This is a genomic window from Spongiactinospora rosea, from assembly GCF_003315795.1.
Taxonomy (GTDB): domain Bacteria; phylum Actinomycetota; class Actinomycetes; order Streptosporangiales; family Streptosporangiaceae; genus Spongiactinospora; species Spongiactinospora rosea.
This window is the reverse complement of record NZ_QMEY01000018.1, coordinates 72,517-97,306: the sequence shown is the minus strand read 5'-3', so window position 1 is coordinate 97,306 and position 24,790 is coordinate 72,517. Positions and strand designations below refer to the sequence as shown.

The following is a 24,790-nucleotide window of genomic DNA, read 5'->3' as shown; positions in this document are numbered from 1 at the left end:
TGCGGGCCCGGAGGGAGAGGTCAGGCGAACATGCCTCTCTTGAGCAGGTTGCGGGCGATGATGATGCGCTGGATCTCGGAGGTGCCCTCCCAGATGCGCTCGATTCTGGCGTTGCGGTAGGCGCGCTCGACGTACGTCTCGTTCATGTAGCCGGTGCCGCCGAAGATCTGGAGCACCCGGTCGGCGACCCGCCCGAGGGCCTCGCTGGCGAACAGCTTGGCGACGGACGCCTTGGCGCTGACGATCTTGGCGGCCTCCCCCTGGTCGGCGGCCCAGGCCGCGCTGTAGGTGAGCATCCGTGCGGCCTGGAGGTCGGTCGCGCAGTCCGCCAGCATGAACTGGATGGCCTGGTAGTCGGCGATCGGACGGCCGAACTGCACGCGCTGCTTGGCCCACTCCACACCCTCGTCGATGAGCCGGGCCATCGGGCCCAGGCAGCGGGCGGCGGTCATCACCCGGCCGGAGCTGAGCCCGCCGTGCGCGATGTCGAACCCGTGGCCGGGCTCGCCGAGCACGTTCTCCGCCGGTACCACGCAGTCGTCGAAGACCAGTTCCGCCTGCCGGTAGCCGCGGTGGCCCATCGTCTTGTGCGTCTGGCCGACCGCGAAGCCGGGGGTACCCCGTTCGACCAGGAACGCGGTGATCCGGTCCTTCTCCCGGTCGGGGTGGGTGACCGCGAAGACGATCGCGAAGTCGGCCGAGTCGCCGTGGCTGATGAACCGCTTGCGGCCGTTGATCACCCACGAGCCGTCCCTCCGCTCGGCGCGGGTCTTGATCCCGGCGGCGTCGGAGCCGGTGTCCGGCTCGGTCAGCGCGAAGCACCACTGCTTGTCGCCGGTCACGCACGGCAGCAGGAACCGCTCGCGCTGGGCGTCGTCGCAGGCCAGCAGGATGGAGGGCGCGGTCGGTACGACCTCGGCCAGGCCGCCGAGGGCGCGGAACAGCTCCTCGGTGACGAGCACCTGACCGAGTACGTCGAGCCCGGCCCCGCCGACCTCCTCGGGCATCCCGATCGCGTTGAGGCCGATCTCCACGGCCTTCTTCTTGATGCTCCGTTCGACCTCCTCGGGCAGGCCGTCGTGCTCCTCCACATGATCCTCGTACGGCAGCAGCTCGTTGTCGACGAACCGGCGCACGACCTTGCGGAACTCGGCGAGGTCGTCGGGAATGGTGAAGTCCATCAGGTCCGTGGTCCTTTCCCGGCGGCGCGCACGATCAGCGCGTCCAGCGCGAGGCAGCCCTCGCCCTCCGGCCGGCACAGCAGCGGGTTGATGTCGATCTCGCCGATCTCGGGCAGGTCGGCGAGCAGCCGTCCGACGCGTACGACGACGTCGGCGAGCGCCGCCACGTCGGCGGGCGGGCCGCCCCGGTAGCCGTTCAGCAGCGGGGCGACGCGCAGCCCGGCGAGCGCGGCGCGCACGTCGTCCGGGCCGAACGGCCAGAGCAGACAGGCGGCGTCGGCGACGAGTTCGGTGAGCACGCCGCCCGCGCCGATGACGACGAGCGAGCCCGCCCGGTCGTTGCGCCCGCCGACGATCAGCTCCACGCCGGGTCCGGCCATCCGCTCGACCCGCACGGTCGGCGGCGTGCCGGGCCCGCCCGCGTCGATCCCGGCCTTGACCAGGCGGTCGTAGGCGTCACGCACGGCCGCGTCGTCGGCCAGGCCGACCGCGACGCCGCCGATGTCGGACTTGTGCGCCAGGCCGGGGGCCTGGAGCTTGGCCACCACCGGGTACCCGACGCGCCGGGCGATCCGCACGGCGGTCTCGGCGTCCGCGGCCACGTCGCCGGCCGGGACGGCCACGCCGTACGCGCCGAGCAGGCCCTTGGCGTCGGTCTCGGTCGGCTCGTCCCCGGCGAGGGCGAGCAGGTCACGGGCCTGCGGCCGGACGCCGGACGGCCCTGGGTCGGCCACCGGTACGACGGGGCCGCGCTCGGCCGCCAGCGCGAACGCCCGCAGCGCGGGCCGCACCCCGGCCAGCACCACCACCCCCTCCTCGTGGGCCATGGTGACCAGGCCGGGCACGATGTCGGTGGTGGTGGTGACCAGCGCGACCGGCACGTTCAGCCCGGCGGCGGCCTCGGCCGCGCCGCCGACCATCTCCGGCCAGCCCACCTCGTCCAGCGGGTCGGCGTACGTCGGGGAGTCGCCCGTGAAGGCGACCGCGCCGACGCCGGGACACCGGCCCATCGCCCGCGCGGCGGCCCGGTAGACGTCCCTGTTGCCCCAGGAGGAGGCGGTCAGGTCCAGCGGGTTGGCGATCTTGGCGTAGTCCGGCAGCACCGCGGCGAGCGCGGCCTCGGTGGGCTCGTCCAGCTCGGCGAGTTCGACGCCGGTGGCCTCGGCGAGGTCGGCGACCAGGCCGCACTCCCCGCCGGAGCTGGCGTACACGGCGAGCCCGCCGCCGCGCGGGCGCTTGGGCGCGGCCAGCAGCGAGCACAGCGCGATCATCTCGTCGAGGTCGTCCACCCGGTGGACGCCGGTCTGCCGGAACAGCGCGTCGTAGGCGGCGTCGCTCCCGGCCAGCGTGCCCGTGTGCGCGATGGCCGCGGCCTCGCCCCTGGCCGACCGGCCGACCTTCAGCGCCACCACGGCCACGTCGCGCTCGGCGGCGCGTTCGGCCAGCCGCCGGAACCGGGCCAGGTCGGCCAGGCCCTCCATGACCAGGCCGACGACCCGCACGCCGGGGTCGGTGACGAAGTAGTCCAGGCAGTCGGCGAGGCCCAGCACGGCCTGGTTGCCCAGCGAGACGCCGTAGGCGACGGCGGGCAGCCGGCCGGACAGCATCGTGGTCAGCGCCATGTTGCCGCTCTGCGCGGCGAGCGCGACCGTGCCCCCCGCTGGACCACCCGACCCTACGTGCCCGTAGGGCATCTCGATGCCCCACAGCGCGGCCCGGCCCCGGTAGCTGGCCAGGCCCAGGCAGTTGGGGCCGATCAGCGGCAGCCGGTCCGCGGCGGCGGCGGTGATCTCGGCCTGCCGGGCGCGGCCCGCGGCGTCCTGCTCGGCGAACCCGGCGGCGTACACGACCATGCCGCCCGCGCCCAGTTCGGCGGCCTCGGCCACCACCCCGGGCACGGCGTGCGCGGGGACGGCGGCGGCCACCGCGTCGGGGGCCTCGGGCAGGTCGGCCAGCGACGGGTACGCGGGCACGCCGTCCACCTCGCGGTGGGTGGGGTGCACGACGTACAGGCGGCCCTCGAAACCGAGCGCGCGGGTGTTGCGCAGCGTGCGCAGGCCGTACCCGCCCTTGGGCGACGCGCCGACGACGGCGACGCTGGCGGGGCGGAACAGGCGGTCGAGCCGGTGCCCGTCCATCAGCGCCCCACGAAGACGGGCGCGCGCTTGTCGATCGCCGCCTTGAGTCCTTCGGCCATGTCCTCGGTCTGCGCGCAGCGGTGACCAGCCCGCAGTTCACCCCGCAGCGCCTCCTCGATGCCGATGGAGTGGCCCCTGCGGATGTTCAGCTTGGCCTCGCCGATCGCGATGGTCGGCCCGGCGGCGAAGATCCGCGCCTGCTCCATCGCCCGGTCCAGCAGCGCCTCCGGCTCGACGACCTCGCTGACCAGGCCGATCCGCAGCGCCTCGGCGGCGTCCACGATCCGGCCGGTGTAGATCAGCTCGGCGGCCCTGGCCTCGCCGACCAGGCGCGGCAGCAGGTAGGAGCCGCCCGCGTCGGGGCAGATGCCGCGCTGGGCGTACACCTCGCCGAACCGCGCGGTGGTCGAGGCGAACCGCATGTCGGCGGTGAGCGCGAGGTCGCAGCCGCCGCCCACGGCGACGCCGTTGACCGCCGCGATGACCGGCTTGGGCAGCCAGTACAGCCGGGTGATGACCCGGTGCATCTTGGCCGGCCAGGACTCCTCGTCGCGGTCGGAACGGGCGTGCCACTCCTTGACGTCGGCCCCCGAGCAGAACCCGCGCCCGGCGCCGGTGATCACCATGGCCCGTACGCCGGGGTCGCGACCGGCCAGCATGACCACCCGGTCGAGTTCGTCGATGTCCCGGTTGGCGATGGCGTTCAGCCGTTCCGGCTTGTTCAGGGTGAGCACCCCGACCGCGCCGTCCATCCGCCAGGTCAGGCTGTTCAGCCCGCTGATCTCCACTACACACCTCTCAGGTAAAGGCCGTCGGACGGGCGGAAGGTGAGCCAGTGCCCGGAGCCCGCCGCGAGGTCGCCCGCGTTGGCGGCGGGCACGGCGACCTGCACCTGGGCGCCCGCGCCCGCCCGCAGGTGGACCTCGACCTGCGCGCCGAGGTAGACGGCGGTCTCGACCTTGCACCTGATCGCGTTGACGTCGGCGGTGTCGGGCCGTTCGGCGGCCAGCGTGAACCGCTCCGGCCGGATCATGAAGTCGCCCGTGGCGTCCGGGCAGGTGTCGTTCTCGGCGTCCACCAGGATGCGCCCGTCCAGCCCCTCGACCGACAGCACGCTCCGCTTGCCGCGCTCCAGCCGCTTGGCGGGCAGGCACACCGACTGGCCGAGGAACTTGGCGACGAAGGAATTGACCGGGCGTTCGTAGATCTCGCCGGGGGGCGCGGTCTGCTGGAGCACGCCCTGGTGCATGACGCCGATGCGGTCGGACAGGGCCAGGGCCTCGTCCTGGTCGTGGGTGACGTACATGACGGTCGCGCCGATGCGTTCTTGCAGCGACTTGAGTTCCAGGCGCATGTGGTCGCGCAGGTTGCGGTCCAGCGCGCCGAGCGGTTCGTCCATCAGCAGCACGCTCGGGTCGAACACGAACGCGCGGGCCAGCGCGACGCGCTGTTGCTGGCCGCCGGAGAGCTGCCGGGGGTAGCGGTCCTTGTACGGCCCGAGCTGCGTCATCTCCAGCACCCGATCGACCTCGCGGGCGATGTCGGGCCGCTTCCTGCGCCGCATCTGGAGCGGGAAGGCGACGTTTTGGCCCACGGTCATGTGCGGGAACAGCGCGTAGTTCTGGAACACCAGCCCGATGTTGCGCTTCTCCGGCACCTCGTCGGTGACCCGGCGACCGGCGAGCAGGATGTCCCCCGAGGTCGCGGCCTCCAGGCCGGCGAGCATCCGCAGCGTGGTGGTCTTGCCCGACCCGCTGGGACCGAGCAGGGTCAGGAACTCGCCCTCCTTGATGCCGAGGTTGAGGTCGCGGACGGCCGAGAACGTCCCGTACCGCTTGCAGATGCCGGCGAAGACGACCTGGTCGGTCACGAACGCCTCCTTTCCCGCAGGGCCTTGATCAGCTCGGTGATCAGGAACAGGCCGACACAGACGACGATGAGCACGGTCCCCGCCACCGCGAGTGTGGGCGTCAGGTCGTAGCGGACGCTGTCCCACAGCCTGCGCGCGAGCGTCACCGAGTCGCTTCCGGCCACGAACAGGATGATCACCGCCTCGTCGAAGGCGATGACGAAGGCGAACAGCGCGCCCGCCGAGATGGCCGAGGTGAGCTGCGGCAGGGTGATCCGCGCCAGCGTCTGCCGCATCCGCGCGCCGAGCGTGCGGGCGGCGTTCTCCAGTTCCGGGTCGAGCTGCTGGAGCGCGCTGGACACCGAGGTCAGGACGTACGGCACGCCCATCACCGAGTACGCCACCGAGATGGCCACCCAGTCGCCCACCAGCCGCAGGTCGGCGAAGACGAAGTAGAAGCCCATCGCCAGCACGATGATCGGGACGACGATCGGCGAGTACATCAGCGCGAAGGCGAACCCGGCGCCGCGCCCGGGGGTGCGGGCCATGCCCCACGCGCCGAACGTGCCGACGACGGTCGCGATGACCGCCGCGAGCACCGCGATCTTGGCGCTCTGCAGGGTGGCGTCGATCCACGCGGGGTCGCTGAAGAAGCGCTCGTAGTGGACCAGCGACCAGCCCTCCAGCGGGAAGGTCAGGTAGTCCACGCTGTTGAAGGACTCGATCACCACGATCAGGATCGGGATGACCAGGAACGCGAACACCAGCGCGACCACGACGCGCAGCGTCCAGCGCAGCACCCGTTCCAGCGGACCGGCGGGCAGCCGGTCGGGCCGGGTGCGGATCTTGCGTTCGATGACCCGGTCGCGGGCGGTGGCGGTCACAGCGACACCAGCCCCTTCACCTTGGTGAGCCTCCTGACGATCACGGTGAGCGCCACCGCGACGACCAGCAGCATGGTGGCGAGCGCCGCCGCGAGCCCCCAGTCGAAGGTCACCTGGACGCTCTGCGCGATGACGACCGCGATCGTGCTCTCCTTGGGTCCGCCGACCAGCGCGGGCGTCACGTAGAAGCCCAGGCCGATGACGAACACGAGCATGCCGCTGCTGACGATCGCGGGGAACGCCAGCGGCAGGTAGACGCGCAGGAACGCGCGCACCGGGCCCGCGCCGAGGGTGCGGGCGGCCCGTACGAGGGAGTCGTCGATCTGGTCGAGCGTGCCCTTGATGATCAGGATCGGGAAGGGCAGCAGGATGTGCGTGAGGGCGATGACCACGGCGGCCTCGGAGTACAGCAGGCCCGCGGTGTCGCCGGTGAACGGCGACAGCAGCCGCGGCACCACGCCGCCGTCGCCCAGCAGCACGATCCAGGCGAAGGACCGGACCAGGACGCTCGTCCAGAACGGGATCACCACCAGCACCGACAGGATGCGCGCCGCCCTGGCGGTCACCCGGGCGAGCACGTACGCCACGGGGAAGCCGAGAAGCACCGTCAGCACGGCGACCTCGGCCGACATCCGGACGGTCACGCCGAGCGCGTGCCAGGTGGTGGCGTCCGACACCGCCCGGCCGAAGTTGCCGAAGCCGAACTCCGGCTCGGTGACGCTCTTGAGCAGCATGGCGCCGACCGGGTAGGCGTACACCAGGACCATGAAGGCCACCGGCAGTGCCAGCGCCACCGTGGCGAACCGCGGTCGTCGCAGGAAGGGGCGGGGACGTTCGCCGGGCACGGCGGGTCCTTCGCCCTCGTCATCACCGGGCGGCGGTCGTAGCGTCGCCGTCGAGCGCGTCGCCATCGCTCACCTTCCCTCCCGTGGGGTCGTCGGTCGGGGCGTTGATTTCGAGGTTGGTTGACGGGGATTGGCAGTGGGGACAGTCAACGTTCACTGCGCGTGCGGTGTCATGAGGACCCGGTCACAAAGGTGTCCGGGCCCCCATGTGTCGCTCACACAGTCCCCGCCAACGTAGCGAACCTTGACGCTGTGTGACAGGCGTGATATTCGTCGCGGTCTGGGGTCTGGAGAGTGAAATGCCAACATCAGCCGCCCTGACCGCCGTGGCCTCCCGTCTGAAGGCCGCCTCTACTCACATCGCCAACGAGTTCGTCCGTCAGTATGTCTCCGCCGCCGATTCGGCCGACCGGCAGGCGCCGATGGAGACCTTCGAGACCGCCGTACGGATCGTCGGGCACTGCGCCGTGGCGCTGACCGGCGAGCGGTTCGACGACGACGTCCACATCGGGCGCGGCGCGCGGGTCGCGCTGCAGGGCAAGTCCGTCGCCGAGGCCGTGGAGTGGCTGCGCTCGCTCGAACGCGTCATCACCGACCACCTGCTCGCCGATCCGTCGATCGGCCGGGACGAGGTCAGGAGCGCCCTCGCCGCCATCGCCGAGCTGTTCGACGAGCTGTGCACGCACGAGCTGGAGTCCTTCAGCACCACCTACGGCGAGCTGTCGAGCTGGCATTCGCGGGTCGGCACCGACCTGCTGAGCTGCCTGGTCGCCGGGCCGCCGATGGACGCCAGCACGGTCAACAACCACGCCAGGGTGCTCAACATCAACCCGCACCAGCCGTTCCGCGCGGTGGCCGCCTGCCACGAGCCGCTGCCCAGCCCGCAGCAGTGGGCCCGGGTGCGCCGGCGCTTCCTGGAGGTGCTCGGCCGGCACGACCCGCGCCGCGAGGCGCTGATCCGCGACCGCAACGGCCTGCTGCTCGCCCTGGTGCCGACCAACCGGGAGGGCCCCGGCATCGTCGAACTCCTCACCCGGATGCTCGAAGACGACCTGGGCCGGTCACTGTTCGTGTCCTCCGGCGAGCCCGGGGAGTCGCTGGCCGCCTCCGGGCACAGTTGCCGCCAGGCCCTGTCGGCACTGGAGATCGGCATGTACCGGGGGCAGCGCGGCCAGGTGACCAAGTGCACCGACGTCATCCTGGAAGTGCTGCTCGCGCACAACCGCTGGGTGTCGCGGCGGATCATCGACACCCGCATCGGCGCGCTGACCGAGAAGCCGCACCTGCTGGACACCCTGCGCGCCTACATCGCGTGTGACATGGCGCTCCAGCGGACCGCGGAAGAGCTGGTCGTCCACCCCAACACCGTGGCCTACCGGCTGCGCCAGATCGCCACGCTGACCGGCCGGGACATGCGCCGGATCGCCGACATCGGGGACCTCGGGGTGGCGCTGATGGCCTACGACGCGGTGGAGATGCGCCGCGACCAGGAGGAGGGCCGCACGGACCTGCGCGCCCGCCTGTTCGGTTGACGCGGCGTTCGTGATCCGGCTGTGATGGGGCCATAAGCCGCCCGCCGATTCTTTGGTCTCCCACCCTCATCAGGTCCGCGCGGAATCGGCTTAGGCTTCGAGCCGATCGCCAGGACGTGAGCGGAGCGTACATGGACCACCGTGCGGACACGTACATCGGCGGACGCTGGACCGAGAGCAGGGGCGAGGACGTCATCGCCGTCCTGGACCCCAGCACCGGTCACTGCGTCGCGACCGTCAGGGAATCGGCCGCCGAGGACGTGGACGCGGCCGTGGACGCCGCGACCGCGGCCCGGCCCGCGCTGCGCTCGATGGAGCCCGCGGCGCGGGCCGCGCTGCTCACGCGGATCGCCGACGAGCTGGAGCACCGGGCCGCCGACCTGGCCGGGCTGATCTCCAGGGAGATGGGCATGCCGCGCAAGCACTGCGAGGGCTACCAGGTGCGGACCGCCGTGGCCACGCTGCGCAACACGGCCGCCGCCCTGCCGGAGGTCGAGTTCACCTCGCGGATCGGGCACTCCACCGTCTTCCGGGAGCCGGTCGGCGTGGTGGCCGCGATCACCCCGTGGAACTTCCCGCTGCTCCAGACCGTGGCCAAGGTCGGCCCGGCGCTGGCCGCCGGGTGCCCGGTGGTGCTGAAGCCGAGTGAGATCACCCCGCTGGACGCGTTCGTGCTGGCCGAGGCGATCCACGCGGCGGGCGCGCCCGCCGGGGCGTTCAACCTGGTGCTGGGCAACGGCATGAACGTCGGCGAGTACCTGGTCGGCCACCCTGGCACCGCGATGGTGTCGCTGACCGGCTCCACCAGGGCCGGACGCCGGGTCGCCAAGCTGGCCGCCCCCGGCGTCAAGCGGGTGGCGCTGGAACTCGGCGGCAAGTCCGCGTCGGTCGTGCTGCCGGACGGCGACCTCGCCGCCGCCGTGGCGGGCAGCGTCCGCACCGTGATGATCAACTCCGGGCAGACCTGCACCGCCCTGACCCGCCTGCTGGTCCCCTTCCAGAAACTGGCCGAGGCCGAGACGCTGGTCGCCGAGGCGATGGCGGGCTACCGCGTGGGCATGCCGCACGACCCGGATGCCGACGTCGGCCCGCTGGCCAGCGCCGGGCAGCAGCAGCGGGTCAACGACCACCTGGAACGCGCGCCCGTTGACGGGGCCAGGACGATCTGGGCGCATCCGCAGAGCGAGCTGCCGCGCACCGGCTTCTTCGCCGGACCGGCGGCGTTCACGGTCACCGATCCGCGCATCCCGCTGGCCCGGCAGGAGGTGTTCGGGCCGCTGCTGGCCGTCATCCCGTACGTGGACGAGACCGACGCCGTGGACATCGCCAACGGCACCGACTACGGCCTGGCCGCCGCCGTGTGGTCGGCCGACGAGGAGCACGCGCTGGCGGTGGCCGCGCGGCTGGAGGCGGGCAGCGTGGCGGTGAACGGAGCGCCGTTCAACGGGCTGGCCCCCTTCGGCGGGTACAAGCAGTCCGGGCACGGGCGGGAGCTGGGCGCGCACGGCATCGCCGAGTTCACCGAGCTGAAGTCCGTCCAGCGGCGTGAGGGAGCGGCCCGATGAGCGAGCGCACCGGGGGCGACCTGGTCTGCGAGGCACTGCGCGCGCTCGGCGTCACGCACGTCTTCGCCGTGGCCAGCATCCACAACCTGCCGATCCTGGACGCGATCAGCCGCGACGGCGGGATCAGGGTCGTCAACGTCCGGCACGAGCAGGCCGCGGTGCACGCCGCCGACGGCTACTCCCGGGTGACCGGCGGGCTCGGCGTGGCGCTCGCCTCCACCGGGCCGGGCACCGCCAACGCGATGGGCGGGCTGTTCGAGGCGTCGTTCGCGGGCTCGCGGGTGCTGCTGATCACCGGGCAGATCGAGACCCGCTTCTACGGCCAGCGCCGGGGCTACCTGCACGAGGCCGACGCCCAGCGGGCGATGCTGCGCACCCTCACCAGGGAGACCTGGTCGCCGCGCCGGGTGGAGGACGTGGCCGAGGCGGTGATCGCGGCCGGTCGTACGGCGTGCTCGGCGCCCGCGCAGCCGGCCGCCGTGGAGATCCCGGTGGACCTCCAGTACGCCCGGACCGGCGTGACGGTCCGCCCGCCCGACCCCATCGTGCGCGCCACGCCGCCGGAAGATCGGGTGCGCGCGGCGGCCGACCTGCTCGCCTCCGCCGAACGGCCGCTGATCTGGGCGGGCGGCGGCGTGCTGGCCGCCGAGGCGTGGCCGGAGCTGCGCCGCCTGGCCGAGCTTCTGGACGTGCCCGTCGTCACCTCGGTGCAGGGCCGGGGGGCGCTGCCCGAGGATCACCCGCTGTGCCTGGGCGCGCTGGTCGCCGTACCGCCGCTGCGCGACATCATCGAGGACGCCGACGTCGTCCTCGCGGTCGGCACCCGCTTCCAGATGTACCAGACCGACCAGTGGCGGCTCCGCCTGACCTCCCGGCTGATCCACGCCGACGCCGAGGCGAGCGCGTTCGGGCGTACCTATCCCCCGGCGGTCACCCTGCACGGCGACGCCCGCGAGACGCTGCGCGCGCTGCTCGCGGACGCCGAGCCGCACGGCGAGCGCAAGTGGACCGCGCGGGCGGCCGAGGCCGCGACCCGGGCCCGCGAGACCGCGCTGGACGCCATCGGCCCCGACCATCGGGCGATCATGGAGTCCATCCGCAGGCTGCTGCCGCGCGGCGGCGTCGTGGTCCGCGACGCGACCGTCCCCGCCTACCGCTGGGGCGACCGGCTGCTGCCCGTCCTCACCCCCCGGACCTCGCTCAACCCCACGTCCGCCGCCATCGGCCCCGGCCTGCCGCTCGCGCTCGGCGCGGTGCTCGGCAGCGGCGAGCGCGGCGTGGTGATCCACGGCGACGGCGGGATCATGCTGTCCATCGGCGAACTGGCCGCCGTGGCGCAGGCCGGTGCGCCGCTGACGATCTGCGTGTTCAACGACGGCGGGTACGGCGTGCTGCGCGAGGTGCAGTCGGCCACCTTCGAGGGCGCGCGCAACGACGTGGACCTGCACACCCCCGACTTCGCCGCGCTGGCCGCCGCGATGCGGGTGCCCGGCGAGCGGGTCGCCGACGTGGCCGGGTTCGAGCGCGCGTTCGCCCGTTCGGTCGAGTCGGCCGGGCCGTACGTGATCGACGTGGACCTGACCGCGCTCGCCCCGATGCGCGGCGCGGCGGGCGCGCAGCAACTGCTGAGCTGACGACTGATTCTCCCCATTCCCGTCCCCGAGGAGGCCCATTGTGACCGTCCGAAACGGATGGTACGTTCTGGCAGGTGTCCATCAACCTGACGTCCAGCTCGTACCTGGTGCTGGGACTGATCGGGCTGCGCGGCCCGAGTTCCTCCTACCAGCTGAAACGGGCCGCCGACCGGTCGATCGGATATTTCTGGCCGTTCCCGCACAGCCAGTTGTACGGCGAGCCGCGCAGGCTGGCCGACGCGGGCCTGCTCGCGGAGACGACGGAGAGCGGCGGACGCCGCAGGCGGACGTACTCGCTGACCGACAAGGGCCGCGAGGCGCTGCGCGAGTGGTTGCGCGAGCCGGAGGCCGACGTCTACCAGATCCGCGACGAGGCCGAGCTGAAGCTGTTCTTCAGCGAGCTGGGCGACGAGTCGACGGTACGGCGGCTGGCCGAGGCCCGGGTCGCGTTCCATCGGGGCAGGCTCGCCGAGTTCAAGCGCACGATGGACCGGCTGGGCGGCATCCCCGACCTGGAACAACGGCTCGCGCCACTGGTCCTCGGGGTGCGGGTGGAGCTGGCCTCGCTGGCGTTCTGGAGCGACGTGCTTTCGGGCGGGCTGACGGCGGCCCGCGCCCGGATGGGCGACCTCGCGGAGGCCCTGACCGACTGAGCACGGGCCGACTGAGCACGGGCCGGGGGTGGCGGTCATGAGGGCCGTACGCTGCCGGGGGCCGCGCCAGGAGACGCTGCTGCGGATGCTGGAGAACACCCTCCACCACGCCGAGCGCCCCGACGACCTGATCATCTACGCGGGGCTGGCCAAGGCCGCCAGGGACCACGCCGCCCTGGCCACCACCATCCGCGCACTCCAGGAACTCGACGAGGACCAGACCCTCGTCATCCAGTCCGGCAAGCCGATCGGGATCTTCCCCAGCGGCCCGTCGGCCCCCCTGGTGCTGATGGCGACCAGCAACCTGATCGGCCGCTGGGCCACCGCCGAGCACTTCTACGAGCTGGAGCAGCGCGGCCTGATCATGTGGGGCGGCTACACGGCGGGCGACTGGCAGTACATCGGCTCGCAGGGCATCCTGCAGGGCACGTACCAGACCCTCTCGGCCGTCGCCGACGAGCACTTCGCCGGGAGCCTGGCCGGGCGGCTGGTGGTGACCGCCGGGCTCGGCGGGATGGGCGGCGCGCAGCCGCTCGCCGCGTACATGGCCGGGGGCGTCGCAATCTGCGTCGAGGCCGACCCCGGCCGGATCGCCCGGCGGATCGAGAGCGGCTACCTGGAACGCGCGACCGAATCCCTGGACGAGGCGCTGGCCTGGGCCGATGAACGGCTGGCGGCCAAGGCCCCGGCCTCCATCGGCCTGCTCGGCAACGCCGCCGAGGCGCTGCCCGCGATGCGGGCCCGCGGCCTGGTGCCCGACGTGGTGACCGACCAGACGCCCGCGCACGACATGCGCTACTACGTGCCCGCCGGGATGACCCCCGCCGAGGCCGCCGAACTGCGCGCGAGCGACCCTGACGAGCTGGTACGCCGGGCGCTGGACTCGGCCGCCGAGCACGTCCGGTGCATGCTCGACTGGCAGGACGCGGGCGCGGTCGTCTTCGAGTACGGCAACAACATCAGGGCCCAGGCCGCGTCCATGGGCGTGGACGCGTTCCGCATCCCGATCTTCATGGAGCGCTACATCCGGCCGCTGTTCTGCCGGGGGCTCGGGCCGTTCCGCTGGGTGGCCGCCTCCGGCGACCCCGCCGACATCGACGTGGTGGACGACATCGTCACGCGCGAGTTCCCCGACAACCCGCTCGCCGGGCGCTGGGTGCCGCTGGCCAGGAAGTACGTCCGCCAGCCCGAGGCCCCCGGGCTGCCCGCCCGGATCGGCTGGCTGGCGCACGGCGAGCGCGCCCGGCTGGCCGTACTGGTCAACGAGGCGGTGAAGCGGGGCGACCTGCGCGGCCCGGTGGCCTTCACCCGCGACCACCTGGACGCGGGCGGGGTGTCCCAGCCGCTGCGCGAGACCGAGAACATGCCGGACGGCTCGGATGCGATCTCCGACTGGCCGCTGCTGAACGCCCTGCTCAACGCCGGTTCCGGGGCCGACCTGGTGGCCATCCACGCGGGCGGCGGCGGGTACGCCGGCTACATGCAGAGCGCCGGGGTCACCGCCATCGCGGACGGCGCGCCCGCCTCCACCGGCCGGCTGGAAGCGGTGCTCACCGGCGACACCGGCATCGGCATCATGCGCTACGCCGACGCGGGCTACGACACGGCGGCCGACGCCGTGCGGCAGAGCGGGCTGCGGTGGTTCGGATGAGCCTCGCCCTGGAGGGGGTCCGGGTACTGGACCTGAGCCGGGTCCTGTCCGGCCCGCTGTGCGCGCGGATCCTGGCCGACCTCGGGGCCGAGGTGATCAAGGTCGAGCCGCCGGGCGGCGACGACAGCAGGCACTTCGGCCCGTTCACCGAGAGCGGCGACAGCACGTACTTCCGGCTGATCAACCGCAACAAGTACGGCGTCACCCTGGACCTGAAGACCGAGGAGGGCCGCCGCAGGCTGGAAGGGCTGATCCGCCGCTCCGACGTGCTGGTGGAGAACTTCCGGCCCGGCGTCCTGGCCCGGCTCGGCTTCCCCGTCGATGAGCTGCTGCGGATGAATCCCGGGCTGATCGCGGTGAGCGTGAGCGGCTTCGGGCAGACCGGGCCGCTGGCGAGCCGTCCCGCGTACGACCTGATCGTGCAGGCCATGTCCGGCCTGATGTCGGTGACCGGCCCGGACGGCGGGCCGGGCGTGCGGGTGGGGATCAGCATCGGGGACATCGTCCCGGCGCTGTACGCGGCGGTCGGCGTACTGGCCGCGCTGCGCGAGCGCGAGCGCACCGGGCGCGGCCAGCACATCGACGTGTCGATGTTCGAGGGGCTGCTGTCGGTCTTCGAGTCCAGCGCCATGCGGGCCCTGCACACCGACGAGGAGATCACGCCGACCGGCGCGCACCACGCGGTGAGCGCGCCGTACGGGGTGTTCACCGCCGGGGACGGCCGGGCGGTGGCGATCGGCGTGGCCAGCGACTCGCTGTTCGAGCGGCTGGCCACGGTGCTCGGCCATCCCGAATGGCTCACCGCGCCCGGGTACGGCAGCGACGCCGAACGCGGCCACAACCGGCAGCGGCTGCGCGGCGACGTGGAGGCCGCGCTGGCCGGGATGGACGCCGAGGAGGTCCAGCGGGCGCTGTCCGAGGCCGGGATCCCGTGCGGGCCGGTGCTCGACGTACGCGAGGCGCTGGCCCTGACCGAGGGCCGCGACCTGATCGTCACCGAGCCGGACGGCTTTCGCACCCTGGCCGGGGGCGTCCGCACGACCGGCACGGTGACCGAGTTCCGGCCCGCGCCCGCGCTGGGCGAGCACGACCACCTGATCGAGGGCTGGATCGATGGCTGAGCTTCCGCTGGAAGGCGGCCCGGTGACCGTCGCCGGGGCGCTGCGCCTGGACAGGACCGCGACGGGTTTGGTCCCCAAGCGGCTGCCCGCGTGGACCGAGGTCCAGATGACCGACCCGTACATGCGGATGGTCGCCCCGCGCCCGGCCGGGGTGCGGCTGGTGTTCCGCACCGACGCGGACGCGATCGAGCTGGACGCCCATGTGACCCGCTTCCGCAACGCGTACTTCCCGGCCCCGCCGGTCGCCTTCGACCTGGTGGTGGACGGGAACCAGGTGATCTCCGCGCCCGCCGGGCGCGGCGACCTGTGCTCGGTCGCCGCCGGGGCGGTGGTCGAGAGGATCGAGGGGACGCCCGAGACCATCCGGTTCGACGGCCTCGGCCGGGACTGGAAGGACATCGAGCTGTGGCTGCCGCAGGCGTCGGTGGTCGAGCTGCGCGCGCTGCGCGTGGACGGTGACGCGGCCCCTGGTGTGCTGCCCGGACGCCGGTGGATCCACTACGGCAGCTCGATCAGCCACTGCGCGGAGGCGTACGGGCCGACCCGGACGTGGCCCGCGCAGGTGGCCAGGAAGGCCGGGCTGGACCTGCTCTGCCTGGCCTTTTCCGGTTGCTGCCAGCTCGATCCCTTCGTGGCTCGGACGATCCGGGACGAACCCGCCGACCTGATCAGCCTGAAGGTCGGGATCAACGTACTGAACCTGGACACGATGAAGATCCGGACGTTCGGGCCCGCGCTGCACGGCTTCCTGGACACCGTGCGCGAAGGGCACCCGGACACGCCGCTGCTGGTGGTGTCGCCGATCATCTGCCCGACCGCCGAGGACCGGGCCGGGCCCACCGCGCAGGACGAGCGGGGGACGTACGTCGCGCAGGGCGACTCCGTGCCCGGGGCGAGCCTGACGCTGCGCGCGATGCGCGAACTGATCGAGGAGGTCGTCACGGTACGGGCGGATCCGCGCCTTTCGTACCTGGACGGGACCGCGCTGCTCGGCCCCGCCGACGCGGCCGGCCTCTACGACGGGCTGCACCCGGACGCCGACGGCTACCTGACCATCGGCGAACGCTTCCACGAACGTGTCTTCGGGCCCAGCGGGCCCTGGAAGGAGGGGTGATGACGGTTGAGCGGGCGATCGAGGCCGTGGACGCGCGGCGGGAGCAGATCGTCGAGTTCCTGCGCGACCTGCTGCGCATCCCCAGCGTGTGGGGGGACGGCCCGGCGCTGACCGCGGCGGCCGAGCACCTGGCCGGGCCGCTGCGCGCGGTGGGCCTGGCGGTGGACCTGCCGCACTCGGGGACCGACGGCATGCCGAACCTGCTGGCCAGGCTCAAGTCCGGCGGCGACCCCGACGACGCGCTGATCTTCAACGGCCACATGGAGGTGTACCCGCCGTCGCGGTCCTGGACGCGCGACCCGTTCGGCGGCGATGTCTCCGGCGGGCTCGTGTACGGCGTGGGCGTCGCGGACATGAAGGCCGGGACGGCGGCGATGACCATGGCCGCCTGGGTGCTCGCCTCGATCGGGGCCCGCCCGCCGCGTGACGTGGTCGTGCTCGCCGTACCGAACCACTTCGAGGGCGGCGAGGGCACCCGGCAGGCCATCCGCGACGGCCTGCGCGGCACTTACGCGATCAACTGCGAGCCCAGCGACCTGCGGGTGCTCACCGGCCAGCGTGGCATCGCGTACGTCAACGTGGACGTACGCGGCCGGGCCGCGCACACCACCGCGCTGGACATCGGCGTCAACGCCGTCGCCCGCGCCGCCGAGGTGGTCCGCGAGGTGCTGGCGATGCCGATCACCGACGCGGCCGGGCGGGAACTGCCGGACCGCAAGATCTGCAACGTGGCCCAGATCTCCGGGGGCGTGGCGCACAACCTGGTGCCCGAGCACTGCCGGATCACCTTCGACGTGCGCTTCCCGCCGGACCAGACCCAGGACGACGTGCTGCGTGACATACGGGGGGCGGTCGCGCGGGCGCTGGACGAGCTCGCGGAGTTCCCCGTCGAGGTCGCCCTTGAGGCCACCTGCCTGCGCAATCCGCGCAGCTCACTGCGCATCCCCGAGGGCGAGCGGCTGCTCACGGACGTGGCCGCCGCGCACGAGCGGGTCTCCGGCGGGCCGGCCTCGTTCGACAGCCACCCCGCGTGGCCGGACACGCCGATCTTCTGGGAGTCGGGGATCAAGGCGGTGACGTACGGCCCCGGGTCGATGGACTGCTACTGGGACGACGAGTCGGTGCCGATCGAGGACTACCTGACGGCCGTCAAGACGTACGCGGTGGCCGCGCTGACACTCGGCCTGGACACTTGATGAAGCCGGTCGAGGAGATCTGTGCGGATCTGATCAGATTCGACACGACCAACCCGGGCGCGGACGAGCGGGACGCGGCCGAGTACGTCGCCGGGCTGCTGGCCTCCGCGGGGCTTTCGCCCGCGCTTTTCGAGGCCGAGCCGCGGCGTACCAACGTGGTGGCCCGGTTCGCCGGGACCGAACCCGGCCTGCCCGCCCTGCTGGTCCAGGGTCACCTGGACACCGTGCCCGCCGACCCGGCCGCCTGGTCGGTGCACCCGCGCGCCGGGGAGATCCGCGACGGGCAGGTGTGGGGCCGCGGCGCGGTGGACATGAAGAACGCGGTCGCGATGACCCTGGCCGCGGTCGGCCGGATGGCCGCGGCGGGCGTCCGCCCGCGCCGGGACATCGTGCTCGCCTTCGTCGCCGACGAGGAGACCGGCGGCACGCTGGGTGCCGGTTACCTGGTCAACGAACATCCGGAGCTGTTCGAGGGCTGCGCGGCCTGCGTCGGCGAGGTGGGCGGCTTCAACGTGGCCACCCCGCCGGACGGCCCGCCCACGTTCGCGATCTCGGTGGGCGACAAGGGCCTGCGCTGGTACGAGATCGACCAGCCCGGCATCGCCGGGCACGGCAGCATGGCCGCGCTGGACAACCCCATCCCGGCGCTGGCTCGTGCGGTACTGCGGCTCGCCGACCTCGGGGCGCGACCGGTGGCGGTGCCCGAGCCGATGCGGCTGCTCGCCTCCGCACTGGCCGGGCGGGAGGTGAGCGACCCCGGCGAGGTGCTTCGGGTGCTCACCGAGGAGACCGGGCCGTTCGGCCGGATGCTGGCGGCCGGGATGAGCACCACCGTCAACGTCACCCGGCTCGGCGCGGGCGACAAGGAGAACGTCATCCCCGGCGAGGCGTGGGCCAGGATCGACTGCCGGTACCTGCCCGGCCAGGAGGACGAACTGGACCGGCAGGTCCACGAGTGCGCCGGGCCGACGGCGCGGGTGCGGCTGCTGCGGCGTACCGACCCGGTGGTCTCCGAGCACACCGGCGAGTGGTTCGACCGGCTGGCGGCGGCGCTGCGGGACGTGCTGCCCGGGAGCCGCGCCGCGCCGTACGTGTTCAGCGGCGGCACCGACAACAAGTGGTTCACCCGCCTCGGCATGCGGACGTACGGCTTCACGCCGATGCTGCTGCCCGCCGGTTACGACTACCCGGCCATGTTCCACGGGGTCGATGAACGGGTGCCGGTCGAGGCGCTGCGGTTCGGCGTGAGAGTGATGGAGAGGTTGATGTCCCTATGAGCGTGCGTGGGCCAAGGGTCGCGATCGTCGGCTGCGGGCTGGGCGGGATCGCGGCGGCGGTCAATCTGAAGCGGCGGGGCATATACGACTTCGTCATCTTCGAGCAGTCGGACGGGCCCGGCGGCACCTGGTGGGACAACCGGTACCCCGGCTGCGAGGTGGACATCCCGTCGCACGCGTACTCGTTCTCGTTTCTGACGTACGACTGGTCGCGGACGCACGCCCGGCAGGAGGAACTGCAGGCGTACGCCCAGCACGCGCTGGACAAGTTCAAGCTGCGCCGCCACTGCCGGTTCGGCACGCGGGTGGAGTCGGCGACCTGGGACGAGGAGGCCGGGTCGTACGAGGTGGCGCTGGGGGACGGGTCGCGGGAGCGGTTCGAGGTGGTGATCAGTTGCCTGGGGCTGCTGAACTACCCGCGCTATCCGGACTGGCCAGGGCTTTCGTCGTTCGAAGGGGCTGCTTTTCACACGGCGCGGTGGGAGCACGAGCACGACCTGACCGGCAAGCGGGTCGCGGTGGTCGGCACCGGCTCGACGGCCACCCAGGTCGTCCCGGCCATCGCGTCGTCGGTCTCTCAGTTGTACGTCTTCCAGCGGCAGCCCGGCTGGGTCCTGCCCAAGGGCGAACGCGACTTCACGCCGCGCGAACGGGCGCTCTACCGGCGCTTTCCGCTGCTGCAGAAGGCGTGGCGGCTGTATCACTTCTACCAGTTCAGGCAGGGGTTCAAGGGGTACGACCTGGGCGGGGAACGGCAGCGGCGGAACCTTTTGGCGTGCCGGGCGTACATCGAGAAGACCATCGCGGACCCGGAGGTGCGGAAGCACCTGACGCCGGACTATCCGTGGGGGTGCAAGCGGTCGGTGCTGGCGACGGACTTCTATCCGGCGCTCAATCGGGACAATGTGGAGCTGGTGCCGCACGCGGTGACCAAGGTGACGCCGAACGGCATCGTGGACGAGACGGGCGTCGAGCGCGAGATCGACGTTCTGGTGATGGCGACCGGGTTCCAGGCGACCAACTTCCTGGCGTCGCTGGAGGTGCGGGGGGTGGGGGGCGTCAGCATCCACGATCGGTGGGACGGGGACGCTGCGGCCTTCTTGGGCATCACCGTGCCGGATTTCCCCAACTTTTTCATGCTTTACGGGCCGAACACGAACGGCGGTTTCTCGGTCATCGCCAACCTGGAACGCCAGGCCGAGGTCGCGGCTCGGACGGTCGCCCGGATGCGGCGACGGCGGGTGCGCGCGGTGGACACCAAACCGGCCGCGCTGGACCGCTGGGTCCGGTGGGTGGACGCTCAGCTCCACAAGAACGCGTCGGCCATGGAGGCCAACTGCACGAACTACTACCACTCCAAGTCTGGACGGAACGTGACACAGTGGCCGAAGCCGCACGGTGAGTACTACCTGCTGAGCAAGGTATTGCCGTACTTCGGCTTCACCGAGCGGGGCTCCCGATGAGTGGGGCCGAGCCGAGTGGGGCCGAGTCGATGGACGAGTTCGAGGCGGCGTACGAGGCGCTGGCCGCCGTACCGGCGCTGGAGCCCAAGATCCGGCACCTGGTCGCACTGGCCGTGAGCGCGTCGGTCACCCACCTGCACGCGCCCGGCGTACGGGAACACACCGGCGCCGCCCTCGCCCACGGCGCCACCCCCGCCGAGATCGTGGAAACCCTCCAGCTCACCTCGGTCCTCGGCGTCCACGCCCTCACCACGGGCGTCCCTCTGCTCGCCGAGTCCCTGCGCCGCCGCGGCCGGTACCCGGCCGCCGACGACCCCCGCATCGACGAGCTGAAGGCCGACTTCACCCGCCGCCGCGGCTACTGGGACGCGGGCTGGGACGACCTCCTCACCCTCGACCCGGCCTACTTCGCCGCCTACACCCGCTACTCCGCCATCCCCTGGGAGACGGGCCCTCTGCCGGCGAAGGTCAAGGAGTTCATCTACATCGCCATCGACGCCTCGGCCACCCACATGTACGCCGACGGCCTCCGCGTCCACATCGACAACGCCCTGGACCACGGCGCCACCCCCACCGAGATCATGGCCGTCCTCGAAGTAGCCGGCCTCATCGGCATCCGCACCCTCGACCTGGCCCTCCCCATCCTCCAAACCCTCCAAAACAACCCCCCCACCCCCAACGAGCCAAAAGGCCCTCGCTAACGCTCGGACAGTCCTTCCTTAAGTCGGGCTCCGCCCGACCGCTACCGCCACCGAACACACGTCCCCCATGTAACCCACCGGGCATTTCCTGCTCCCCAAGAACCTCAACCCCAAATCACACCGGCCAAAGAAGCCGCCACTCCCCACGCAGCCCAACAACTAGCGCCAATGCCGAACAGTGAACCTTTTTCAACCTCAAGCTCCCTGGTCAGAGGTGGTGAGTGGGATTCCGTGCCCGCATGACCAGGCGTCCTGCCGGACTACCATGCCCGGGCCGAGTTCGGTGGAGGCGTCCCCTGACCTGGCCCAAGCGACCGGTTGGAAAGGGTCCAGTGGACCCACCTCAGCCGGTGGCGGGTGTGGGCAGGCCGGGCGACCCTTGATCCGGCCCGCCCACACCCTGGGGCAGGGGGCTCCGCGTTCCCCGTGCCCGCGCGGCGGGGTGGTGTGGGTTCGCCGCGCCTTGGGAGTAATGCCGGTGAGCCGGGCGGGCCTGGGGTTTCCCGGGCCCGCCCGGAGTGGGCACCGGCTGGACCGGAGACGGCCGGTGCACGACGCGGCGTTGAGAGCCGGAGGGAAGGTTCCAGCCGCCGCGCGCATATGGAGGAGGTACGGGCGGGCCGGTGCTACCGGCTCCGGCCCGCCCGCCCGGGGAGTCCTGCGGTCCCCGGCGTACGGCGCGGCAGCGACCGCACCGCACTGCCGCGCCTGCTCATAACGTGATCACCGCACGTCCGCCACGGTCATGGTCATGCCGCGCGGTGATGACGGTCCTGCCGTGGTCGCAGCCGTAATCGATACGAACGGGACCGGCCGTACCCGTCCCCAGCCTGCACCGAGGGTTCCGGGGGCATCCGGCATGGGCCTCCCGGCGCGACCATGCTGCCGGGTCATACCGCTCGCGCCCGACTGGATGAGCAGTGGCGGAGCGGTTGGGAGCGTCAAAGAGGAGCTGCGGCATGCCGCACCTCCACGGGGGTCCGTGGGCCAGGGTTCAGCAGCGCATGGTCGCTCACCAGGTCCTCAGCGGCCCGCTGCACGGTGCAGCGGTGGACGTACAGCGGGATACCCGGCCGGAGCCTGCGCGGGCTGTGCCACCAGATCCCGTCCTTGTCCACAACGGCGACCAAGCCGTGGCACACCGACACCAGCGCCCTGCCGTGATCCTCGTTGAGCGCGACGCCGCGCAGCCCCAACGCGGTGACCGCCGCAACGAGCCGGTTGGCGGTCGCGATGATCTCGGACGGCGTGCGCGGCTGGTAGGGGGGCATGAACGGGTCCATCAGCCACGCTCGCGATGCGGCACACTATTAGCGACTTTCGCGTCGAATCCGGCGAATGCGCTCGCGATCTTCGCCTGCGCCCTATTCTCATGCACTAGGTCGCACCTCCTTTGCGGCCAAGGGGACCCGTCGAGCCACTGCCCGGTCGCTCGACGGGTTCCCGCATTTCCTGGCCCGACTGGATCGGACAGTGCAATATTGGCTGTGGCGATGGACGCGAACCAGCCCTTTCGCGTGGAGAGCCGAGCTCTCCACGACTCCACAGGAACGGCCAGGTCACGAGCAGGGAACGACCATGACAAAGGCCCCAGGCCCAGAGTGGGAGCACTTCGGTGCTACATTGCGCGCGTACCGCAACGCGGCGAAACTGACGTTACGTGAGGCGGCTCAAGGGGTCACAGAGTTTTCAGGGCTGGGCAAATGGGAGCGAGGGGTGCATATACCGCCCATCGAATCCGTGGCCGTACTCGACCGGAAGTTCGGCGCGGATGGCCGGCTTGTGGAGTTGTACACCTCTATCGCCAAAGGTGACCGATTGCGTAGTGTGGGAGAAAAGCCCCTCAGTGAGGAAGAAGAAATGGAGCGCCGCCGTCTGCTGCTCTTGGCCGCCACCGGGCTCGGCCTCGCCGCCACGCCCGGCACGCGCGCCGAAGCCACCCGTGAACTACTCGACATGACCCTCCAGCCCCCACGCGCCCTGGAGGACTGGCACATCGCCTGCACGGATCATCTACACGCGATCCGCACACGTCCCGCCGTCCAGGTACACGATGATCTGCTCACAGACCTCGTGGCCATCCAGCAGCAGATGACGACCGCACCCGCCGCCGAGGTGATGGAACTTCAGCGTGTGACGGCCACCCTGTCGGCCTACCACGCCGGCGTCCTCACCCGGCTCGGTGAGGTCGGATCGGCGTTGCGCTGGTACCGGACGGCTCGCGGCGCGGCCGAAGTCAGTGGCGACATGGGGCTGTGGCTACAGATCGCCGGTAACGAGGCCAATTTCAGCCTGTTCGGTCTGCGTGACCCGGCGACGAACCTGCGGGTGATCGACAATGCTCTAAAGCGCGCTGGCGATGCCCCAACGCCATCCGCGGGGCTGGCGCTGCTCACCGGTGTCCAGTCGATCACGCTGGCTCTGCTCGGCCGCAAGGAAGAAGCCCGCACAGCCGTGCATCGACTGCTGGACATGTCCGAGCGCGGTGTTCCTACGGTTGAGGGCATCTGGGATACCGCAGAGCACCCATTGAACTACATGTGCGCCCAGGTGTATTCCTGCATCGGCGACTTCGCGCGGGCGGAGGAGATGCGGCAGCGTGTCCTGGCCCAACCTGGTGGTTCAGTGGGGTACCACGTTCCGGTCAACCTGGCTCTCCATGCCGCACTGTGCACCGTGGTGAATGGCGGAGTAGATGAAGGTGCCAGGGAGGCATCGGAGGCGTTCGCCTCCTTGCCGGGCTCATACCGGAACGTGATGATCACCGAGACCGGCCGCCGCGTACTGCGGGCCGTGCCGATCGATCAAAAGAACCAGGGAGCGGTACGCGAGTTCCGCGCCCTCCTCCCGCATGATCATCAGCCGAGCGTGTGATCGGGCGTGTCCAGCCACACCCGCTGCCCGTCCGGGGTGACGGTCATCCCGAATCGATACCGGCCGGGCTCACCCCAGTCCAGCCACCGGAAGTAGGCATCAACGACTTCCTCCCACAGCGGCCGGTCCCCCACTTGGTGGACCTCGTAATCACCGGCGTCGGGAACGTAGATGACCAGTGACCAGCATGCGGGGTCAGCGGGGTCCGTCACCCATGTCAGGAGTCGGCTGGTCTCCTGGTGGCTGCTGATATGAAGCCCGGTGATCGCGGAGATCGCCAGCGCGGCCCCCGGGGACGCCTGTGTGATCGTGCGGGGGTCGATGCGCGTCCGCGTCTCGCGGCTGGTGCCATCTTCTGCGTTCGCGATGATGCGCTGGGACCGCATCATCATGTACTCGGCGCCGCCGTCGAATGTGCCCGATGCGGTGCCGTCCGGCCGGGCGGTGAGCCGCAGTGCGTGCCCGGCGACGAACCCGGGATCGTACGGCAGGACGATCACGCCCCCCGGGCGGGTCTGTTCCACCCAGGCGTACGGCACGGCGTGAATTCCGCAGGTGACGTGTACGCGGTCGAACGGCGCCCTCTCAGGAGAGCCGCCCGCGCCGTCACCGGTGATCAGGTGCGGGTGCACCCCGGCCTCGCCGAGGTTTTTCGCGGCCTGCTCGGCGAGCGCGGCGTCCACCTCGATCGAGGTCACGTTGTGCGCGCCGACGAGGTGGGACAGCAGAGCGGCGGTCCAGCCGGTGCCCGTGCCGATCTCCAGCACCCGGTGCCCGGGGCACGGATCGAGGAGGTCGAGGAAATCGGTGACGGTGCCGGGTGCGGAGTTGGACGAGCTGTAGAGACCGGACGTCCCGGACCGGAGATCGGTGGTGCCGTCGTCGAGCTGGGTGACGATGGGCACGTTTCGGTAGACGGCGTCCCACCATGTGTCCGGGTCGGCGTCGCGGTCGATGACGACCTCGCCGCCGCCCGATGCGTCGGCGATACCGACCGGGGGGATGAACAAGTGCCGTGGCACGGCGTGCAATGCGGCATGCGTGCGGGCGGCGGGCCGGGCGATGATCGCGTCGATCATGCTCTCGATTCGCCCCGCGATGTCGATGTCCAT

General features: G+C 71.7%; 20 protein-coding genes. 12 read left to right on the top strand and 8 right to left on the bottom strand.

Going from position 1 to position 24,790, the window contains the following annotated elements; translation table 11 throughout:
• Positions 1 to 20: 20 nt before the first annotated feature.
• From DP939_RS31580 to DP939_RS31555, 6 genes are read right to left on the bottom strand one after another with little or no spacing between them, the layout of a single operon-like run.
• Positions 21 to 1,181: an acyl-CoA dehydrogenase family protein gene (locus DP939_RS31580; protein ID WP_113984490.1), complete on the bottom strand. Its 1,161-nt coding sequence runs from the start codon at positions 1,179 to 1,181 to the stop codon at positions 21 to 23.
• Complete coding sequence (locus DP939_RS31575) at positions 1,181 to 3,319, bottom strand: acetate--CoA ligase family protein (protein ID WP_113984489.1); 2,139 nt, start codon at positions 3,317 to 3,319, stop codon at positions 1,181 to 1,183. The genes DP939_RS31580 and DP939_RS31575 overlap by 1 nt, the downstream gene beginning before the upstream one ends.
• The gene (locus DP939_RS31570; protein ID WP_113984488.1) at positions 3,319 to 4,107 is read right to left on the bottom strand and encodes an enoyl-CoA hydratase/isomerase family protein; all 789 of its coding nucleotides are present in this window, start codon (positions 4,105 to 4,107) and stop codon (positions 3,319 to 3,321) included. The genes DP939_RS31575 and DP939_RS31570 overlap by 1 nt, the downstream gene beginning before the upstream one ends.
• Complete coding sequence (locus tag DP939_RS31565) at positions 4,107 to 5,189, bottom strand: ABC transporter ATP-binding protein (RefSeq protein WP_113984487.1); 1,083 nt, start codon at positions 5,187 to 5,189, stop codon at positions 4,107 to 4,109. The genes DP939_RS31570 and DP939_RS31565 overlap by 1 nt, the downstream gene beginning before the upstream one ends.
• Positions 5,186 to 6,052, bottom strand: a complete 867-nt coding sequence (locus DP939_RS31560; protein ID WP_113984486.1) for an ABC transporter permease — start codon at positions 6,050 to 6,052, stop codon at positions 5,186 to 5,188. Before DP939_RS31560 ends, DP939_RS31565 begins: the two co-directional genes overlap by 4 nt.
• A complete protein-coding gene (locus tag DP939_RS31555; protein WP_113984485.1) occupies positions 6,049 to 6,963 on the bottom strand; it encodes an ABC transporter permease in 915 nt (304 codons plus the stop codon). Before DP939_RS31555 ends, DP939_RS31560 begins: the two co-directional genes overlap by 4 nt.
• A gap of 233 nt (positions 6,964 to 7,196) precedes the next feature.
• Between DP939_RS31555 and DP939_RS31550 the strand changes: the two genes are divergently transcribed.
• From DP939_RS31550 to DP939_RS31500, 11 genes are all read left to right on the top strand, one after another.
• Positions 7,197 to 8,429, top strand: coding sequence for a PucR family transcriptional regulator (locus tag DP939_RS31550; RefSeq protein ID WP_113984484.1), 1,233 nt, complete (start codon positions 7,197 to 7,199; stop codon positions 8,427 to 8,429).
• 131 nt (positions 8,430 to 8,560) lie between these two features.
• Positions 8,561 to 9,994 (top strand): aldehyde dehydrogenase family protein, encoded by a 1,434-nt coding sequence (locus tag DP939_RS31545; protein ID WP_113984483.1) that lies wholly within the window; start codon positions 8,561 to 8,563, stop codon positions 9,992 to 9,994.
• Entirely contained in the window at positions 9,991 to 11,628 is a 1,638-nt protein-coding gene (locus tag DP939_RS31540) for a thiamine pyrophosphate-binding protein (RefSeq protein WP_113984482.1), read from the top strand. The genes DP939_RS31545 and DP939_RS31540 overlap by 4 nt, the downstream gene beginning before the upstream one ends.
• Positions 11,629 to 11,702: 74 nt before the next feature.
• Positions 11,703 to 12,281 (top strand): PadR family transcriptional regulator, encoded by a 579-nt coding sequence (locus tag DP939_RS31535; protein WP_199565542.1) that lies wholly within the window; start codon positions 11,703 to 11,705, stop codon positions 12,279 to 12,281.
• A gap of 37 nt (positions 12,282 to 12,318) precedes the next feature.
• Positions 12,319 to 13,932, top strand: coding sequence for a urocanate hydratase (locus tag DP939_RS31530; RefSeq protein WP_113984481.1), 1,614 nt, complete (start codon positions 12,319 to 12,321; stop codon positions 13,930 to 13,932).
• Positions 13,929 to 15,053 carry a CaiB/BaiF CoA transferase family protein gene (locus DP939_RS31525; protein WP_113984480.1) on the top strand — a complete coding sequence of 375 codons (1,125 nt, stop codon included), beginning with the start codon at positions 13,929 to 13,931 and terminating at the stop codon, positions 15,051 to 15,053. The genes DP939_RS31530 and DP939_RS31525 overlap by 4 nt, the downstream gene beginning before the upstream one ends.
• Positions 15,046 to 16,167, top strand: a complete 1,122-nt coding sequence (locus DP939_RS31520; RefSeq protein ID WP_113984479.1) for a GDSL-type esterase/lipase family protein — start codon at positions 15,046 to 15,048, stop codon at positions 16,165 to 16,167. Before DP939_RS31525 ends, DP939_RS31520 begins: the two co-directional genes overlap by 8 nt.
• A complete protein-coding gene (locus tag DP939_RS31515; RefSeq protein WP_113984478.1) occupies positions 16,167 to 17,363 on the top strand; it encodes a M20 family metallopeptidase in 1,197 nt (398 codons plus the stop codon). The genes DP939_RS31520 and DP939_RS31515 overlap by 1 nt, the downstream gene beginning before the upstream one ends.
• Positions 17,363 to 18,640, top strand: coding sequence for a M20/M25/M40 family metallo-hydrolase (locus DP939_RS31510; RefSeq protein WP_113984477.1), 1,278 nt, complete (start codon positions 17,363 to 17,365; stop codon positions 18,638 to 18,640). The genes DP939_RS31515 and DP939_RS31510 overlap by 1 nt, the downstream gene beginning before the upstream one ends.
• Positions 18,637 to 20,103: a flavin-containing monooxygenase gene (locus DP939_RS31505; protein ID WP_113984476.1), complete on the top strand. Its 1,467-nt coding sequence runs from the start codon at positions 18,637 to 18,639 to the stop codon at positions 20,101 to 20,103. Before DP939_RS31510 ends, DP939_RS31505 begins: the two co-directional genes overlap by 4 nt.
• Before the next feature lie 29 nt (positions 20,104 to 20,132).
• Positions 20,133 to 20,804, top strand: a complete 672-nt coding sequence (locus tag DP939_RS31500; protein WP_158578788.1) for a carboxymuconolactone decarboxylase family protein — start codon at positions 20,133 to 20,135, stop codon at positions 20,802 to 20,804.
• A 941-nt stretch (positions 20,805 to 21,745) separates the two neighbouring features.
• On the opposite strand, the gene DP939_RS31495 is transcribed toward DP939_RS31500, so the two are convergent.
• On the bottom strand, positions 21,746 to 22,075 hold the full coding sequence (locus DP939_RS31495) for a hypothetical protein (RefSeq protein ID WP_147268211.1): 330 nt from the start codon (positions 22,073 to 22,075) through the stop codon (positions 21,746 to 21,748).
• A gap of 67 nt (positions 22,076 to 22,142) precedes the next feature.
• Here DP939_RS31495 and DP939_RS31490 point away from each other — a divergent pair, with 67 nt between their 5' ends.
• A complete protein-coding gene (locus DP939_RS31490; RefSeq protein WP_113984473.1) occupies positions 22,143 to 23,678 on the top strand; it encodes a helix-turn-helix domain-containing protein in 1,536 nt (511 codons plus the stop codon).
• Here DP939_RS31490 and DP939_RS31485 read toward each other — a convergent pair.
• Positions 23,663 to 24,790, bottom strand: coding sequence for a methyltransferase domain-containing protein (locus DP939_RS31485; protein ID WP_225878617.1), 1,128 nt, complete (start codon positions 24,788 to 24,790; stop codon positions 23,663 to 23,665). The two genes, DP939_RS31490 and DP939_RS31485, sit on opposite strands and share 16 nt — an antisense overlap.